At 71.2% G+C, this 15,705-nt stretch carries 15 protein-coding genes; 8 read left to right on the forward strand and 7 right to left on the reverse strand.

Translation table 11 applies throughout. The features are described from left to right. Nucleotides 1-6: 6 nt before the first annotated feature. Nucleotides 7-3,216 carry an ATP-binding protein gene (locus tag N8I87_RS11790; protein WP_411577214.1) on the reverse strand — a complete coding sequence of 1,070 codons (3,210 nt, stop codon included), beginning with the start codon at nt 3,214-3,216 and terminating at the stop codon, nt 7-9. 172 nt (nt 3,217-3,388) lie between these two features. Further along, nucleotides 3,389-3,832 carry a DUF6578 domain-containing protein gene (locus tag N8I87_RS11795; RefSeq protein ID WP_263208094.1) on the reverse strand — a complete coding sequence of 148 codons (444 nt, stop codon included), beginning with the start codon at nt 3,830-3,832 and terminating at the stop codon, nt 3,389-3,391. A 104-nt stretch (nt 3,833-3,936) separates the two neighbouring features. Between N8I87_RS11795 and N8I87_RS11800 the strand changes: the two genes are divergently transcribed. Beyond that, nucleotides 3,937-4,740: a site-2 protease family protein gene (locus N8I87_RS11800; RefSeq protein WP_263208096.1), complete on the forward strand. Its 804-nt coding sequence runs from the start codon at nt 3,937-3,939 to the stop codon at nt 4,738-4,740. On the opposite strand, the gene N8I87_RS11805 is transcribed toward N8I87_RS11800, so the two are convergent. The 3 genes from N8I87_RS11805 to N8I87_RS11815 form a co-directional block, all read right to left on the reverse strand. Further along, on the reverse strand, nt 4,730-4,915 hold the full coding sequence (locus N8I87_RS11805; protein ID WP_263208097.1) for a hypothetical protein: 186 nt from the start codon (nt 4,913-4,915) through the stop codon (nt 4,730-4,732). The two genes, N8I87_RS11800 and N8I87_RS11805, sit on opposite strands and share 11 nt — an antisense overlap. A 110-nt stretch (nt 4,916-5,025) precedes the next feature. Next, entirely contained in the window at nt 5,026-5,739 is a 714-nt protein-coding gene (gene npdG / locus N8I87_RS11810; protein WP_263208099.1) for an NADPH-dependent F420 reductase, read from the reverse strand. A gap of 37 nt (nt 5,740-5,776) precedes the next feature. Beyond that, on the reverse strand, nt 5,777-6,850 hold the full coding sequence (locus tag N8I87_RS11815; RefSeq protein WP_263208100.1) for a sialidase family protein: 1,074 nt from the start codon (nt 6,848-6,850) through the stop codon (nt 5,777-5,779). Between the two features lie 114 nt (nt 6,851-6,964). On the opposite strand from N8I87_RS11815, the gene N8I87_RS11820 reads away from it, so the two are divergent. After that, the gene (locus N8I87_RS11820; RefSeq protein ID WP_263208102.1) at nt 6,965-7,561 is read left to right on the forward strand and encodes a hypothetical protein; all 597 of its coding nucleotides are present in this window, start codon (nt 6,965-6,967) and stop codon (nt 7,559-7,561) included. Between the two features lie 614 nt (nt 7,562-8,175). Here N8I87_RS11820 and N8I87_RS11825 read toward each other — a convergent pair. Then, on the reverse strand, nt 8,176-8,409 hold the full coding sequence (locus N8I87_RS11825; RefSeq protein WP_263208104.1) for a hypothetical protein: 234 nt from the start codon (nt 8,407-8,409) through the stop codon (nt 8,176-8,178). A 58-nt stretch (nt 8,410-8,467) separates the two neighbouring features. Between N8I87_RS11825 and map the strand changes: the two genes are divergently transcribed. Beyond that, the gene (gene map / locus N8I87_RS11830; RefSeq protein ID WP_263208106.1) at nt 8,468-9,325 is read left to right on the forward strand and encodes a type I methionyl aminopeptidase; all 858 of its coding nucleotides are present in this window, start codon (nt 8,468-8,470) and stop codon (nt 9,323-9,325) included. Nucleotides 9,326-9,431: 106 nt separating this feature from the next. Next, nucleotides 9,432-10,085, forward strand: coding sequence for a biliverdin-producing heme oxygenase (locus N8I87_RS11835; RefSeq protein ID WP_263208109.1), 654 nt, complete (start codon nt 9,432-9,434; stop codon nt 10,083-10,085). Nucleotides 10,086-10,108: 23 nt separating this feature from the next. On the opposite strand, the gene N8I87_RS11840 is transcribed toward N8I87_RS11835, so the two are convergent. Further along, nucleotides 10,109-10,804 carry a PhzF family phenazine biosynthesis protein gene (locus N8I87_RS11840; protein WP_263208111.1) on the reverse strand — a complete coding sequence of 232 codons (696 nt, stop codon included), beginning with the start codon at nt 10,802-10,804 and terminating at the stop codon, nt 10,109-10,111. Between the two features lie 433 nt (nt 10,805-11,237). Here N8I87_RS11840 and efeO point away from each other — a divergent pair, with 433 nt between their 5' ends. The 4 genes from efeO to N8I87_RS11865 all read left to right on the forward strand — a co-directional run bounded on the left by efeO (nt 11,238) and on the right by N8I87_RS11865 (nt 15,704). Further along, nucleotides 11,238-12,383, forward strand: coding sequence for an iron uptake system protein EfeO (efeO, locus tag N8I87_RS11850; protein WP_263208113.1), 1,146 nt, complete (start codon nt 11,238-11,240; stop codon nt 12,381-12,383). Between the two features lie 11 nt (nt 12,384-12,394). Continuing rightward, nucleotides 12,395-13,657 carry an iron uptake transporter deferrochelatase/peroxidase subunit gene (efeB, locus tag N8I87_RS11855; RefSeq protein ID WP_263208114.1) on the forward strand — a complete coding sequence of 421 codons (1,263 nt, stop codon included), beginning with the start codon at nt 12,395-12,397 and terminating at the stop codon, nt 13,655-13,657. A gap of 3 nt (nt 13,658-13,660) precedes the next feature. Further along, nucleotides 13,661-14,515, forward strand: a complete 855-nt coding sequence (gene efeU, locus N8I87_RS11860; RefSeq protein WP_263208116.1) for an iron uptake transporter permease EfeU — start codon at nt 13,661-13,663, stop codon at nt 14,513-14,515. A 187-nt stretch (nt 14,516-14,702) separates the two neighbouring features. Then, a complete protein-coding gene (locus N8I87_RS11865) occupies nt 14,703-15,704 on the forward strand; it encodes an SCO2278 family lipoprotein (protein WP_263208118.1) in 1,002 nt (333 codons plus the stop codon). The last annotated feature ends 1 nt before the right edge of the window (nt 15,705 follow it).

Consider the following 15,705-nt stretch of genomic DNA (forward strand, 5'->3'; position numbering starts at 1 on the left):
CGTTCGTCACGCCTGTCGGACCAGGGCGGTGGCCTCCGCGAGGGAGAGGCCGCCGCCCTGCGCGTACGCGGCCTCGTACGCCTCGTCGTCGAGCACGGACCGGATCCGGGCCACGGTCTGCTCGCGCACCTCGCGCTCCGTACCGGAGGCGACATGGCCCGGCGGCAGCAGCGCGTCGGCGGCGGCCAGGCAGCGGGCGGCGTCGGTGGCGCGGGTGCCGCCGTCGAGGCCGGCCAGGGCCATCGCCGCGACGGTCAGGCAGATGGAGTCCAGGTGCGGGGTGATGACCCGGGACAGCGGGTCGGCGGCGTGCCGCAGCGCCGCCCGGGCCCGGTCCAGGCTCTCCGCGTGGCGGCCGTCGACGGCGTCCACCCAGGCCTCCTGGCCGAGGATCATGGCGTCGAAGACGATGAAGTGCGCGATCTTGAACTCCTCGCGCAGCAGCCGGAGTTGCTCGCGCGCCTCCCCGGTGCGACCGGTCAGGCTGAGCCGGCAGGCGAGGAAGAGCCGGGCCATGGGCATGGCCTCGTGGGTCGTGCCGTCACCGACGGCGGTGACCTCGCGCAGCATGCTCTCGCCGCGTTCCGTCTCGCCCGCTTCGATGAGCACGCTGCCCAGCCGGGCGCTGAGCACGGCCATCTGGGCGCGGGCGCCGAGGCGTTCGGCGTGCTCGACGGCCACCCGGTAGTCGGCGGCGGCCCGTACGTAGTCGCCCTTGCGTTCCCGGGCCTCGGCGCGGGCGGAGAGCGCCTCGGCGGTGCCCCAGTCGTCGCCGAGGCGCCGGAAGATCTCCAGCGCCTCCTCCGCGTCCCGGGTCGCGTCGCCCGCCCAGGCGGTGCGGTTGGCGAGGAGGTTGGCCCGCATCTGCAGGGATCCGGCCAGCTCCCACTCGAAGCCCGGCGTCTGTCGGCAGGTGCTCACGCAGCCGTCGACGATCTCGAGCAGCCGGTCCGCGCTGCCGGTCAGCATCACGGCGAAGAACCAGTACATGCCGGGGGCACGGCACGTCTGCGGCAGACCGGGCTCGTACACCTCGGTGATCACGCGCAGCTTCGTCTGCGCCGCCGGGACCTGCCAGGCGTCCAGCTCCGTGTCCATGCAGGAGAGATGGACCAGGTGGACACCGCGTCGGGCCTCGGCGAGGAGTTCGCCGGTCAGCGGGGGCGGGGTGTCGACGCAGCGCTGCCAGACCGGTTCGGCGCGGCGCGCCGGCTCGGTGAACGGGTCGGGGCCGAGGGCCATGGCCTCGTGGCACCAGATGCGCGCCTCGATGCGCAGATCGCGCATCTGCCAGTACCAGACCAGGGAGAGGACCAGGCAGAGCGCCTCCTGCTCGTCCTGTTCGGCGACGGCGTGGCGCAGGGCGGTGCGCACGTTCTCATACTCCAGCTGGAGCCGCCGGACGGCGTCGCGTTGGCCGGGGCCGCGCAGCAACGGGTCGGTCGTGCGGACGAGTTCGCGGTAGTACGTCAGATGCGCGCGCTCGGTCCGCTTGCGCTGCCCGGCCTCGTCGAGCCGTTCGCCCGCGTACTCGGCGACGGTCTCCAGGAGCCGGTAGCGCATCGCGCCGTCGGGCGCGGGGGCGGCCACGACGAGGGACTTGTCGACCAGGGAACCGAGCGCGTCCAGCGCGACCGGTCCGCACACCGCCTCGGCGGCCGCGAGGTCGCAGCCGCCTGCGAACACCGACAGGCTGCGCAGGACGTCCCGTTCGTCCTCGTCGAGCAGGTCCCAGGACCAGTCGACGACGGCACGCAGGGTCTGCTGGCGGGGCAGCACGGTGCGGCTGCCGGAGGTGAGGAGGCGGAAGCGGTCGTCGAGCCGGTCGGCGATCTGACGCGGTGTCATCATCCGCAGCCGGGCGGCCGCCAGCTCGATCGCGAGGGGGAGGCCGTCGAGGCGGTGGCAGATTTCCGCGCAGGCCTCGTGGTCGTCGTCGACCTGGAACCCGGGGCGCGCCGACGTGCCCCGGTCGGCGAGCAGCCTGAGCGCGAAGGGCTCCGGCAGCGGTTCCACGGGGCGCAGCAACTCGCCCGGCACGCCGAGGGGTTCGCGGCTGGTGGCCAGGACCGTCAGCTCCGGGCAGCGTGCCAGGAGCCGCTCCACCAGGCGGGCGGCCGCGTCCACGACGTGTTCGCAGTTGTCCAGGATGATCAGCATGCGGCGGCGGCCGCAGTGCTCGACCAGTCGCTCCACGGGGTCGTCGTGCCGGTCGGCGGCGACGGCTCGCACGGTCTCGGCACCGGCGCCGTGCAGCACGGTCTCGCGGGCGCCGATCGCGGTGAGGACGGCTCCCGGTACGGCGTCCGGGTCGTCGACGGGTGCCAGCTCGGCCAGCCACACCCCGTCCCGGGTGGCATGGCGCACGGTCTCGGCGGCCTCCTGTGACAGCCGGGTCTTGCCGGCCCCGCCGGGCCCGAGCAGGGTCACCAGCCGGGCGGCCGCGAGGTCACCCCGGATGGCCTCGATGTCGCCCTCACGGCCGACGAAGGAGGTGAGACGGGCGGGGAGGTTGCCGGTCATGCCGGTCATGCCGGTCATGCCGGTCATGCCGGTCGGGCGGACTTCGGCGGCGGCCTCCGCGGTACGGCCGCGGGCGAAGAGGTCCGCTCCTGCCACGCCGGTCGGCTCCCGGGAGCCCGCCGAGAGGCCCAGCAACTCCGCGTGCAGCGCGCGCAGTTCGGGGCCGGGGTCGGAGCCGAGCCGGTCCGCGAGCAGTTGTCGTACGTCCTCGTAGGCGGCCAGGGCCTCCGCCGCGCGGCCCGCCTCGCGCAGGGCGCGCAGCCGCAGGGACTGGAGGGACTCGTCCAGCGGGTGGCTGTCGCACAGCGCGGTGAGTTCGGGCAGGGAGTGCTCGGCCTCGCCCAGGGCCAGCGCGGCGGTGTGCCGACCGCGCAGGGCGTCGAGGCGGCGGGTCTCCCAGCGGGCGGCCTCCGCGGTGCGGTCGGGCAGGTCGGCGAGTGCGGGGTCTTGCCAGAGCGCGAGGGCGTCGTCGAGGGCGCCGGCCGCCTTGGCGGGGTCGCCGTCGGCCAGGGCGCGCAGGCCGTCGCCGGTGAGCCGCTCGAAGCGGTGCAGATCGATGTCGTCGGGGGCGGCGGCGAGCCGGTAGCCGCCCTCCGCAGAGGCGACCGCGTCCGCGCCGAGCGCCCGGCGCAGCCTGGCCCCACCAGCGCCTGCAGCGCCCCGGCCGCGTCGGCGGGCGGGTCCCCGTGCCACACCTCGTCGACCAGCAGGCCCACCGGCACGGTACGGCCGGGTCTCAGGGCCAGCACGGTCAGCAGGGCACGCAGCCGCGCCCCGCCCACGGGAACGGCCGTGCCGTCGGGGCGGAGCGCCTGGGTGGTGCCGAGGATGCGATAGCGCACGGGGTCCATTGTCTCCGGTGGTGTCAGGGCCGGTCACGGGGTTCGGGCGGCGAGGCGTCCGGGGCGTCGAGGGTGACGAGGGCACCGGTGGTGAGGTGGGCGCGGCGCAGTCCCGATGTCGTACGGGGTTCCTCGTGCTCGAACCACTTCGGGCAGGTGTCGACGGGTGTGAGCGACCTCGTGTCGGGCACGGGTTCGAGCGTGTGCGCTCCCGGGCTGCGCTCCGCGTACACCTGGCGCACGAGACGGATGTCGAGGACCCGGCCCCGGGTCGTGGGCCAACCGTCTCCGTGGGCGTCGAACCTGACCGTCCCGTCGTACCGGTCATGTCCCTCGTCCGGGATCCACGTCCTGACGTCCTCGGGGTCCATGGGGGCGAGCGGCCAGTTCACCTCCTCCCCGACCGAGAAGGGTGCACCGCAGCACTCCATCTGCCAACTCTCGTAGAACACCCGCCACATTCCCATGCCCCCACCCTTCAGGAACCGACCGCGCACCGCGAGACGTTTTCCCCTCGTGCCCGGTACGGTCGGGCTCGCCGACCGCCCCAGTCCCCCAGGGAGCCCCGCCGATGACCTCCGCAACCGCCCGCACCCGCAGCGACCGGCGGATCAGTCCCGTCTTCCTCGGCATCCTGGCCGTCACGGCGGTCACCGGGTGGGCCACCTGGACCGGGTTCGCCGAGCAGCCGGGGATCGCCGTGTTCCTGTTCGTGACGGCGGCCTGGATCGTGTCCCTGTGTCTGCACGAGTACGCGCACGCGCGCACCGCGCTGCACAGCGGGGACATCTCCGTCGGCGCCAAGGGCTACCTCACGCTGAACCCGCTGAAGTACACGCACGCGCTGCTGAGCATCGTGCTGCCGGTGCTGTTCGTGATCATGGGCGGGATCGGTCTGCCGGGCGGCGCGGTGTTCATCGAGCGCGGCCGGATCCGGGGGCGCTGGCGACACAGCCTGATCTCGGCGGCGGGCCCGCTGACGAACGTGCTGTTCGCGGCGGTGTGCACGGCCCCGTTCTGGCTGCACGCCCTGGACGGGGTGCCGCGCGACTTCCGGTACGCGCTGGCCTTCCTCGCGCTGCTCCAGGTCACGGCCGCGATCCTGAACTTCCTGCCGGTGCCCGGCCTGGACGGCTACGGCGTGATCGAGCCCTGGCTGTCGTACAACGTGAAGCGCCAGGTGGAGCCGTTCGCGCCGTTCGGCCTGCTGTTCGTGTTCGCGCTGCTGTGGGTGCCGTCCCTCAACCACGCGTTCTTCGATGTGATCGACGCGATCCTGCGCGGTCTGGGGATCACCGGCGACGACCGGTACTGCGGCCAGCAGCTCTACCGGTTCTGGCTGGGCACCGACGAGTACTGCGCGGTCAGCTCGTGACGGACTTGCCGCCGGCGCCGCGGCCGCGCTTGATGTAGTACCAGGTCATGTTGGACGACAGACCCGCGAGCAGCACCCAGACGATCCCCAGCCAGCTGCCCTGGACGAAGGAGACGACCGCGGCGGCCAGGGCGAGGAGACAGACGACGAGGGTGTAGAGGGCGAGGCGGGGCATGTCGGGGGGCTCCTGTCGGGGGACACTGCTGGTGGCGTCCAGTGTCCCCCATGCGCCCGCCCGTCTCGCACGACGGTGGCCGCGCACTCGCACATCTGTGACAGCCGTGCTCACACGTCCGTGATACGAAGTCCCGCGTGCGCCTTGTACCGGCGGTTGACGGAGATCAGATTCGCGACCAGTGACTCCACCTGGTGGGCGTTGCGCAGCCGCCCGGCGAAGATGCCACGCATGCCGGGGATGCGCCCGGCCAGCGCCTGGACGATCTCCACGTCGGACCGCTCCTCGCCGAGCACCATGACGTCGGTGTCGATCCGCTCGATCTCCGGGTCCTCGAGGAGCGCCGCCGAGAGGTGGTGGAAGGCGGCGGTCACCCGGGAGTCCGGGAGCAGGGCGGCGGCCTGCTGGGCGGCGCTGCCCTCCTCCGGCTTCAGCGCGTAGGCGCCCTGCTTGTCGAAGCCGAGCGGGTTGACGCAGTCCACGACGAGCTTGCCGGACAGTTCCTCGCGCAGGGACTCCAGGGTCTTGCCGTGCCCCTCCCAGGGCACGGCGACGATCACGACGTCACTGCGCCGGGCGGCCTCGGCGTTGTCGAAGCCCTCGATGCCGTGGCCGAGCTCGTCGGCGGCGGCCTGGGCGCGCTCGGTGGCCCGGGAGCCGATGATCACCTTCTGGCCGGCCCTGGCGAGCCGGTAGGCGAGGCCCTTGCCCTGCGGCCCGGTGCCTCCGAGCACGCCGACGACGAGCCCGGAGACGTCGGGCAGGTCCCAGGGGTCCTTGGCGGAGGCCTTCGCGGGCTGCTGTGCACTGTCGGTAGAGGTCATGCGGCGACTCTACGTCCGCCGTCGTTCGCGCACCGCGTCAGGTGAGATCCGCGACCGGCAACCGCCGGAAGGTGATCGTCTCGTACGGCCCGAAGTCGCCGGTCTCGTAGAGGAGTCCGACGGTGTCCCGGTCGACGCGGACCAGGTCGGAGTAGGCGGCGGGCAGCCCGTCGACGGTGTGGACCGGGCGCCAGGTGGTGCCGCCGTCGGTGGAGGCGCGGACGGTCATCAGGGCGCGGTCGGTGGGGTCGGCGGGGCCGGAGTAGAGGAGCAGGTCGGGGTCGCGGAGCTGGAGGACGCTCGCCTCGCAGACGGGGGCGGTGAGGTCGGCCTGCGGGCGGAACGGTTCGACGAGGGTCTTCCCGCCGTCCTTCGAGTGGGCGTCGGCGCGGTTGCCGGGGGACGGGGAGTCGTTGCGGGTGTTGAAGTAGACGCGGCCGTCGGGGAGTTCGGCGGCGGTGGTCTCGTTGACGTTGACACGGCCGTCGGTGTTCTCGTCGACGTAGCCGAGGAACCAGGTCTCGCCGCGGTCGTCGCTGAGCAGGCAGTGGCCGCTGTTGTACCTGGGCTCGTTGCCGAGGTCGGTGCCGGTGGGCGGCACGGTGTGGTTGCCGGGGACGAGGACCCGGCCGGTGCGCAGCTGGATCGCATGGCCGGGGCAGGTGGCGTACCAGCGCCAGCCCGCTCTCTTCACCGACTTGGTGATCTCCTTCGGCTCGGACCAGCTGACGCCGTCGTCGTCGCTGTGCCGCACCCATACGCGGCGGCCGTCGGCGGTCTTCACCCCGCCGCGCAGGATGGAGTCCTCGTTCGCGGTGGCGGCCGCGCGGATGTGGACGAGCAGGATGCGGCCGGTGTCGAGGACGACGGGGGCGGGGTTTCCGGCGAGGTCGTCGCCGTTGCTCGCGGCGACCTCGAGCGGGCCCCAGGTGTGGCCACCGTCCGTGGAGCGCTTCAGCACGATGTCGATATGACCGTGGTCCTTCGCGGAGCCGACCCGGCCCTCGCAGAACGCCAGCAGGGTGCCGGAGGCTGTAGCGACGACCGCCGGGATCCGGAAGCTGGCGTAGCCTTCCTTGCCGGCGCGGAAGGGGACGGTGACTGCTGTCATCAGGCTGGCTCCCAACGCGGACGTGGGTCTCCGGTCACAGGGCTGTCCCCGAGTTGAGCGAATTTGTGGTGAACTCCGCGTCACGAGTGACCGGTTGCGGCAGGATGCGGTCGTATGGACGCCGTACGGGTCGCGCTGCTGCGCGAAGTACTTGCCGGGACGGAGTGGCTGGATGCCACGCGGCGGTTCGCCGGGGCGCTGCGTGGGTCCGTGGTGGCGCACGGGGGCGGGCTGCTGCTCGTGGGCACACCGGAGTACGAGCCGTGGCATCTGGCGGCCCATCTGGTCGACGAGGCCGCGTGGTCGGGGACGCCGGAGCTGGCCCCGACGCTGGTCCGGCACGACGCGCGTCCCTCGGACCCCGCGCATCTGGCGGTCGGACCGGGACGGATCGGTGCGGCAAGGCGCGGCGAGACCCTGCTGGTCGTGGCCCCCGAGGAGCCCGCGCCACTGCTGGAACGGGTACACGACGCCCGACGCTCCGGCGTGACGGTACTGGCCCTGGGCTCCGGCGGCGGCGAGTTGGAGGCAATGGCCCACGACTCACTGGCCGTCCCGGAGGGCGCGGAACTGGACCTGGACACGGTGCAGCACCTGGTGAGCGCGGCGGCAGGCGAGAACGGTGCCTCTCCGAGGGCCCGGCGGGGTTTCCGCGACCGCCTGTCGAGACTGGCAGAAACCCTGACAGCACCTCCGGCTGCGCCTTGGTGAGCCGACAGTTCTCTCCGAGGGCCCGACGGGGTTTCCGCGACCGCCTGCCGAGACTGGCAGAAACCCTGACAGCACCTCCGGCTGCGCCTTGGTGAGCCGACAGTTCTCTCCGAGGGCCCGACGGGGTTTCCACGGCCGCCTGCCGAGACTGGCAGAAACCCTGACAGCACCTCCGGCTGCGCCTTGGTGAGCCGACAGTTCTCTCCGAGGGCCCGACGGGGTTTCCGCGACCGCCTGCCGAGACTGGCAGAAACCCTGACAGCACCTCCGGCTGCGCCTTGGTGAGCCGACAGTTCTCTCCGAGGGCCCGACGGGGTTTCCGCGACCGCCTGCCGAGACTGGCAGAAACCCTGACAGCACCTCCGGCTGCGCCTTGGTGAGCCGACAGTTCTCTCCGAGGGCCCGACGGGGTTTCCACGGCCGCCTGCCGAGACTGGCGGAGCCCCTTACGGCACCTCCGGCCACGCCCTGGTGATCCGCCCGACCTCTCCGAGGGGCCGACGAGTTTGCCGGGGAAGTCTCTCGAGACGGGCGGCAACCTTCTCGGCGGCCTGCGAAGGCCTCGCCCGCGCCGCCGACGTACCCGCCGAGGCACTATCACCCGCCGAGCCTGATCAGTCCTCGTCCGGGTCGCCGCCGGTCGGTGCGTCGTGCCAGCGTGGGTCGTTCTCCCACTCGAGGTTGCGCTCTCGGGCCGTCTCCATCGCGTGTTCGGCCTCCGCCCGGGTGGTGTAGGGCCCGAAGCGGTCCTTGGCCGGGCACTCCGGCCCCTCCTCGACCTTCTTGTGCTCCAGGCAGTAGTACCACTCGCCCGGCTTGCCGACCGTGCGCTTCTTGAACAGGGCCATGACCAGCTCCTCTCGCCAACGACATGTTCCCCCATGTCCGCTGGTTAGACTCGCTGGCATGTCTGGCCAGTCGCTGCTCGTACCAGGGGAGCTCTCTCCCACCCGTTCGGTACCCGGGAACATCCGTCGCCCCGAGTACGTCGGCAAGCCCGCGCCGACGCCGTACACCGGCCCGGAGGTGCAGACCCCGGAGACCGTCGAGGCGATGCGGATCGCCGGGCGCATCGCCGCGCAGGCGATGGCCGAGGCCGCGAAGATCATCGCGCCGGGTGTGTCCACGGACCAGTTGGACAAGGTCGCCCACGACTACATGTGCGACCACGGTGCCTACCCGTCCACGCTGGGCTACCGCGGGTTCCCCAAGTCGCTGTGCACCAGCGTCAACGAGGTGATCTGCCACGGCATCCCGGACTCGACGGTGCTGCGGGACGGGGACATCGTCAATCTGGACGTGACCGCGTACATCGGCGGGGTGCACGGCGACAACAACGCGACGTACCTGGTCGGTGACGTCGACGAGGAGTCGCGGCTGCTGGTGGAGCGGACCCGGGAGTCACTCGACCGGGCGATCAAGGCGGTCAAGCCGGGCCGGCAGATCAACATCATCGGCCGGGTCATCGAGTCGTACGCCAAGCGGTTCGGGTACGGCGTGGTGAGGGACTTCACCGGCCACGGGATCAACTCGTCCTTCCACTCCGGGCTGATCATCCCGCACTACGACAGCCCGCACGCGACGACGGTCATGCAGCCCGGGATGACGTTCACGATCGAGCCGATGCTGACGCTCGGGACGCACGAGTACGACATGTGGGACGACGGGTGGACCGTCGTGACCAAGGACCGGAAGCGGACCGCGCAGTTCGAGCACACGCTGGTGGTGACGGACAGCGGGGCGGAGATCCTGACCCTGCCGTGATCGCGCCCCTGCGCCTGAGCCCGTCCTCCGCCGGCTTTGGAGGGCGGGCTTTCTCTTGTAGACTTTTACCGACAGGGTGTCGGCAAACCTACCGAGGACATTGCCCATGGACTCCTTCTCGTTCTCGACACTCATCCGCACGGCGTCCCACGAGCAGCACGTGGAGGCCGAGACCTCGACGTTCATGAGCGACCTGCTCGGCGGGCGGCTCGGCGTGGCGGCGTACGCGCGGTACACCGAACAGCTGTGGTTCGTGTACGAGGCACTGGAGGGCGAGGCCGAGCGGCTGGCGTCGGACCCGGTGGCCGGGCCGTTCGTGCGGCCCGAGCTGTACCGGCTGGCGGCGCTGGAGCTGGACCTGGCGCATCTGCGCGGGCCCAGGTGGCGGGCGGGGCTGACCGCGCTGTCGGCCACGCGGGCGTACGCGGACCGGGTGCGGGAGTGCGCCGAGCGGTGGCCGGCCGGGTACATCGCCCACCACTACACCCGTTACCTGGGCGACCTCTCCGGCGGCCAGATCATCCGTGACCGGGCGGAGCGGACGTGGGGGTTCGCGAAGAAGGGCGACGGTGTCCGCTTCTATGTGTTCGAGGGGATCCCCAACCCCGCCGCGTTCAAGCGGGGTTACCGGGAGCTGCTGGACACGGTCGCCGCCGACGACCTGGAGAAGCAGCGGATCATCGCCGAGTGCAAGCGGGCGTTCGCGCTGAACACGGCGCTCTTCCGGGAGCTGGGCGAAGAGTTTCCGCTGAGCGCCTAGGCCGCCTGGGCCGTCCAGGCCGTCTAGGCCGACCAGGCCTGGTGCTCGGCCTGACTCTCGGCATGACGCTCGGGCTGGCGTTCCAGGAAGACCCGACCGCCCACCTCGACCCATCCGCCCGGCTGCGGTGCCGTGAGGATCTGTGAGCCCGCGCCCTGCGTGATGTTGAGTGCCCGGCCCAGCTGCGCGGTGAGCAGCAGCGCCGCCGCGCCGGTGGCCTCGTCCTCCTCGATGCCGTCGTCGCGGCCGGGGAAGGCACGGGCGCGGATCCGGCCGGCCGACTCGTCCTCCCAGGCCCAGGCGTAAATCCATTCGCCGGGTGAGGGGACGGGCAGGGCGTCGACCTCGGCGGCGGTGGCGTACCGGCGCAGGGTGCGCGGCGGGGCCCACTCCGGGAGCGCCTCGATCCAGCTGAACTCGCCGTCCAGCCGGGCTCCGACGGTGCCCGCGGGGGTGACCAGTTCGGGCACGTCCAGCAGCCAGGCCGTGCCGACGCAGGGGTGACCGGCGAAGGGAAGGCGCAGGGTGGGGGCATAGATGTCGATGACCCCGCGCTCGGGGTCGTCCACGAACACGGTCTCGCTGAAACCGAGCTTCGCCGCGAAGGCCTGCCGGTCCTCCCGGTCGGGCAGGCGTGAGCCGTCACGGACGACGCCGAGCTCGTTGCCGTATCCGCCGTTCGCCGCGCAGAACACGCGCAGCACGTCGTAATCAGTCACCCAGGCATTGAAACACTGCGGCACGGGCCAACTCGCCCCACCGAGTGCCCTCGTCGGGCAGCAGGCCGCGTCGGGACAGGGCGCACACCGGTGACGTGGTGGTCGTGGTGTTGCACGGTCCGGCGCTTGCGGTGGTCTGTGCGCACCGGGTCGCGATCCTGTGCGCCGGTCGTGTCGCGGTCGACGGTCCACCGGCCGGGGTTTGCACCGAGTGACCGCTCCGGACGCCCATGACCAGCCGGGCGAGGTGTCCCGCCGCCACATCGCTTGACTTATCCTTTACCATTCCTTGGGGTCGACTTTGAGTCGACGAGATCAAGCCGTGCCTGTGAGATTTCCGTCAGCGCTGAATAGCCACCCGGGCGGGTAGTAGTGAGGTAAGCCTCATGTAAGTTAGGCAAGCCTCACCACATCGTTTCCGCTTGGAGCCTGCATGCGAGCCGCCCGACTCTCCGTGACCGCCGCTGTCGCCACGGCGGCCTTGACCGCCCTCACGGCCTGCACGGCGAAAAGCGATGCCAAGGACGGCGACACGATCCAGGTGACCGCTGCCGACTCGAAGTGCAAGACCTCCGCCAAGTCGGTCCCGGCCGGCCACGTCACGCTGAAGATCGAGAACAAGGGCTCGAAGGCCACCGAGGTCGAGATCCTCTTCCCGGACGACCGGATCGTCTCCGAGAAGGAGAACATCGGCCCCGGCACCAAGTACACGCTGACCGCCGAGGTCAAGGCGGGCTCGTACGAGATCGCCTGCGTCCCGGGCATGAAGGGCCACGGCGTACGGCAGAAGCTCACGGTCACCGGCGGCGGCTCGACCGCCGAGCGTGACCCTCAGCTGGACAAGGCGGTCGCCGACTACCGCGAGTACGTCCAGCAGCAGGCCGACGCCACGCTGCCGCTCGTCGAGACCTTCGTGAAGGCCGTCAAGGACGGCGACCTGGCCGCAGCGCAGAAGGCGTACGCGCCCTCGCGTCTGGGCTGGGAGCGCACCGAGCCGGTCGCCGAGTCCTTCGGTGACATCGACCCCAAGGTCGACGTCCGTGAGGACGGCCTCGAGGACGGCCAGAAATGGACCGGCTGGCACCGCCTGGAGAAGGCCCTCTGGCAGGACAAGAAGATCGGCGACGAGGAGAAGACCCTCGCCGACCAGCTGGTGACCGACCTGAAGGACTGGCAGGAGCGGGTCGGCAAGGCCGAGATCACCCCGACCTCCATGGCCAACGGCGCCAAGGAACTGCTCGACGAGGTCGCCACCGGCAAGGTCACCGGCGAGGAGGACCGCTACGCGCACACCGACCTGGTCGACTTCAAGGGCAACGTCGAGGGCGCCGAGAAGGCGTACGAGCTGCTCAAGCCGGTCGCGTCGAAGAACGACCAGGCGCTGACCACCGAGCTCGACAAGCAGTTCACCGCGCTGAACGCGGAGCTCGACAAGTACCGCTCCGACAAGAGCTCGTACGAATTCATCTCGTACGACAAGGTCACCAAGGACCAGCGCAAGGAGCTGTCCGACGCGGTGAACGCCGTCGCGGAACCGCTGTCGAAGCTCGCCGCCGCCGTCGCCGTCGTGAAGAAGTAGGGGGCGCTCCGATGACCGAGACCCAGGAGAGCACCTCTCCCACCCGCCGTTCGCTGATCGGCTGGGGCGGCGCCGGGCTCGCGCTCGGTGCCGCCGCGGCCGGCGGTGCGGTGGCGATGGCCAGGACCGGCGACGACGTGGACCCGGTCGCCGCCGAGGCGGGCGCCGCGGTGGAGTTCCACGGCACCCACCAGGCGGGCATCGCCACGCCGGTACAGGACCGGCTGCACTTCGCCGCGTTCGACGTGCAGACCGAGGACCGCGCCGAGTTCGTGCAGATGCTGAAGGACTGGACGGCGGCCGCGCACCGGATGACCGCCGGGAAGGCGGTCGGCGAGGGCGCGTACGGCGGACTGGCCGAGGCACCGCCGGACGACACCGGTGAGGCGCTGGGCCTCAAGCCGTCGCGGCTGACGCTGACGATCGGCTTCGGCCCGTCGCTGTTCGAGAAGTTCGGACTGGCGGACCGGCGGCCCGAGGCACTTGTGGACCTGCCGAAGTTCCCCGGCGACAACCTCGACCGCACCCGCACCGGCGGCGACCTGTGCGTCCAGGCCTGCGCGGACGACCCGCAGGTCGCCGTGCACGCGATCCGCAACCTGGCCCGCATCGGCTTCGGCAAGGTCGTCATCCGCTGGTCGCAGCTCGGCTTCGGCAAGACCTCCTCGACCACGCCGGACGCCCAGACCCCGCGCAATCTCATGGGGTTCAAGGACGGCACGCGCAACATCGCGGGGACGGAGACGGACCGGCTGAAGAAGTACGTCTGGGTCGGCGAGGGCGACGGCGGCAAGAACTCGGCGTGGATGACCGGTGGGTCGTATCTGGTCGCGCGGCGCATCCGGATGCACATCGAGACCTGGGACCGCACCTCGCTGCAGGAGCAGGAGGACATCTTCGGCCGCGACAAGGGCGAGGGCGCGCCGGTCGGCAAGGCCAAGGAGCACGACAAGCCGTTCCTGAAGGCGATGAAGCCGGACGCGCACGTGCGTCTCGCGCACCCCGACTCCAACAACGGGATCACGATCCTGCGCCGGGGCTACTCCTTCACGGACGGCACGGACGGGCTCGGGCGTCTGGACGCGGGGCTGTTCTTCCTGGCCTACCAGCGTGACGTGCGCAAGGCGTTCATCCCGCTGCAGCGGCAGCTGTCGGCGAAGGACGCGCTCAACGAGTACATCCAGCATGTGGGTTCGGCGGTGTTCGCGGTTCCGCCCGGTGTCCGGGACAAGCGCGACTGGTGGGGCCGGACGCTGTTCTCCGAGGAGGCGTGACCCGTGTTCTCCAACTATCTGATCGGCCTGCGCGAGGGTCTTGAGGCGTCGCTCGTCGTCTGCATCCTGATCGCCTACCTGGTCAAGACGGACCGCAAGGACGCCCTCAAGCCCATCTGGATCGGCATCGGCACCGCCGTCGCCATCGCCATGGGCTTCGGGTTCGCCCTCGAATTCGGTTCGCAGGAGCTGACGTTCGAGGCGCAGGAGGCGCTCGGCGGGTCGCTGTCCGTCATCGCGGTGGGCCTGGTGACGTGGATGGTCTTCTGGATGCGGCGCACCGCCCGGCACCTGAAGGCGGAGCTGCACGGCAAGCTGGACGCGGCGCTGGCGATGGGCACCGGCGCGCTGGTCGCGACCGCGTTCCTGGCCGTCGGCCGGGAGGGTCTGGAGACCGCGCTGTTCGTGTGGGCGTCGGTGCACGCGGCCAGCGACGGCACGCCGCGCCCGCTGGTCGGCGTGGCCCTCGGCCTACTCACCGCGGTGCTCCTGGGCTGGCTGTTCTACCGCGGCGCGCTGAAGATCAACCTGGCCAAGTTCTTCACCTGGACCGGCGGCATGCTGGTCGTCGTCGCCGCGGGCGTGCTGGCCTACGGCTTCCACGACCTCCAGGAGGCCAACTGGATCCCCGGCATCCGGAACCAGGCCTTCGACATCAGCGACACCATCGAGCCGGACAGCTGGTACGGCACGCTCCTCAAGGGCGTGTTCAACTTCCAGCCCGACCCGACCGTCGTCCAGGTCACGGTATGGCTCCTGTACCTGATCCCGACACTGGCCGTCTTCCTCGCCCCGACGGGCCTCCTCACCCGCAAGACCCCACAGCCGACACCTCCGGCGGTCCGCGACAAGGTCTGACAGGAATGCCTGACAAGGTCTGGCAAGGCACCGGAGAGCAACGGCGGGGTCGCCCGGGCCACGGGGCCGGGCGACCCCGCCGTCGTTCTGCCCGCCAAGCGCCGGGACCAGTACGGGAACCCGCCACCCGCCCGTCGCCCCGCCCCGGTAGGGTTCGGCTCCGGGAAGGGGAAGGTGAAAGCAGCCAATGCGCAGGGATCGCAGGTCTCGTACGCTTCGTAGGTGTGACCGGAACGCACTCAGAGCGGCCTCGTTGGTCGCTTTGTCGCTGACGGCGAGTGGGTGCGTGGTGGTGCACGGGGAGCGCGAGGTGATTCCCGCCACCACCAAGGCCGAGGCGGCGAAGGCGCTGGCGCGGTTCACTGACGCCTACAACCGGGCGGACCAGGCGTTCGACAGCTCCCTGGACGCGGACTATGTCACCGGTGCCCTCGGCGACATCGACAGTGCCCGGCTGAAGGCCGGCCATGCGAACAACCCCGGCGGCAACGCGGCGCACGTGCCGCTGAAGCTGTCGGACGCGAAGTTCACCATCCCCAAGAAGGCGGGCTGGCCCCGCTGGTTCGTCGCCGACACCGCCGCCAACAAGGGCGGCAGCGCCCGCTGGGTGTTCGTGTTCACCCGCGACAGCCTGTCCGAGCCCTTCCAGGTGGCGTATCTGACGTTGCTCGCCCCGGACAGCGTGCCCGAGTTCAAGACGGACAAGGACGGCTGGGCCGAGGCCGTACCGGCGACCGCCGCCGAACTCGCCGTCCGCCCGCAGGACCTGAGCCGGCAGTACGCGAGGTATCTGAACAGCGGCGGCAGCGTCTTCGCGGACGGTGAGCACACCAGCGGCTGGCGCAAGACGCGCGCCGAGGAGGCCCGCAAGCCCGGTCTGGCCACGCAGTACATCGACGAGCCGCGCACGGACGGCGACTACGCGCCGCTGGCGCTGCGCACCAAGGACGGCGGGGCGCTGGTGTTCTTCGCCACGCACCACTACGAGAAGGAGACCGCCGCCGCGGGCACGTCCGTCCCGGCCCCGAACAAGGACGTGCAGGCCCTGACGAAGGGCGAGGTGAAGCAGTCGCTGACGCTGGAGTTCGTCTCCAACGAGGTCGTCCTGGACCCGAAGGCGGGCTCGGGCGACGGCAAGGTGTCGATGGTGGGCCGCATCCAGGGACTGACGGCGGCGCAGGGCGAGTAGC

The sequence above is a fragment of the Streptomyces sp. HUAS 15-9 genome (genome assembly GCF_025642155.1).
Lineage (GTDB): Bacteria > Actinomycetota > Actinomycetes > Streptomycetales > Streptomycetaceae > Streptomyces.

Bases quoted from the DNA above. Each gene is read 5' to 3' on its own strand.
- N8I87_RS11865 (WP_263208118.1), top strand. From the start codon at position 14,703: ATGCGCAGGGATCGCAGGTCTCGTACGCTTCGTAGGTGTGACCGGAAC.
- N8I87_RS11805 (WP_263208097.1), bottom strand. From the start codon at position 4,915: ATGCCCCGCCTCGCCCTCTACACCCTCGTCGTCTGTCTCCTCGCCCTG.
- map (WP_263208106.1), top strand. From the start codon at position 8,468: ATGTCTGGCCAGTCGCTGCTCGTACCAGGGGAGCTCTCTCCCACCCGT.
- N8I87_RS11835 (WP_263208109.1), top strand. From the start codon at position 9,432: ATGGACTCCTTCTCGTTCTCGACACTCATCCGCACGGCGTCCCACGAG.
- efeB (WP_263208114.1), top strand. From the start codon at position 12,395: ATGACCGAGACCCAGGAGAGCACCTCTCCCACCCGCCGTTCGCTGATC.
- N8I87_RS11795 (WP_263208094.1), bottom strand. From the start codon at position 3,832: ATGGGAATGTGGCGGGTGTTCTACGAGAGTTGGCAGATGGAGTGCTGC.
- N8I87_RS11815 (WP_263208100.1), bottom strand. From the start codon at position 6,850: ATGACAGCAGTCACCGTCCCCTTCCGCGCCGGCAAGGAAGGCTACGCC.
- N8I87_RS11800 (WP_263208096.1), top strand. From the start codon at position 3,937: ATGACCTCCGCAACCGCCCGCACCCGCAGCGACCGGCGGATCAGTCCC.
- N8I87_RS11820 (WP_263208102.1), top strand. From the start codon at position 6,965: ATGGACGCCGTACGGGTCGCGCTGCTGCGCGAAGTACTTGCCGGGACG.
- N8I87_RS11825 (WP_263208104.1), bottom strand. From the start codon at position 8,409: ATGGCCCTGTTCAAGAAGCGCACGGTCGGCAAGCCGGGCGAGTGGTAC.
- npdG (WP_263208099.1), bottom strand. From the start codon at position 5,739: ATGACCTCTACCGACAGTGCACAGCAGCCCGCGAAGGCCTCCGCCAAG.
- efeO (WP_263208113.1), top strand. From the start codon at position 11,238: ATGCGAGCCGCCCGACTCTCCGTGACCGCCGCTGTCGCCACGGCGGCC.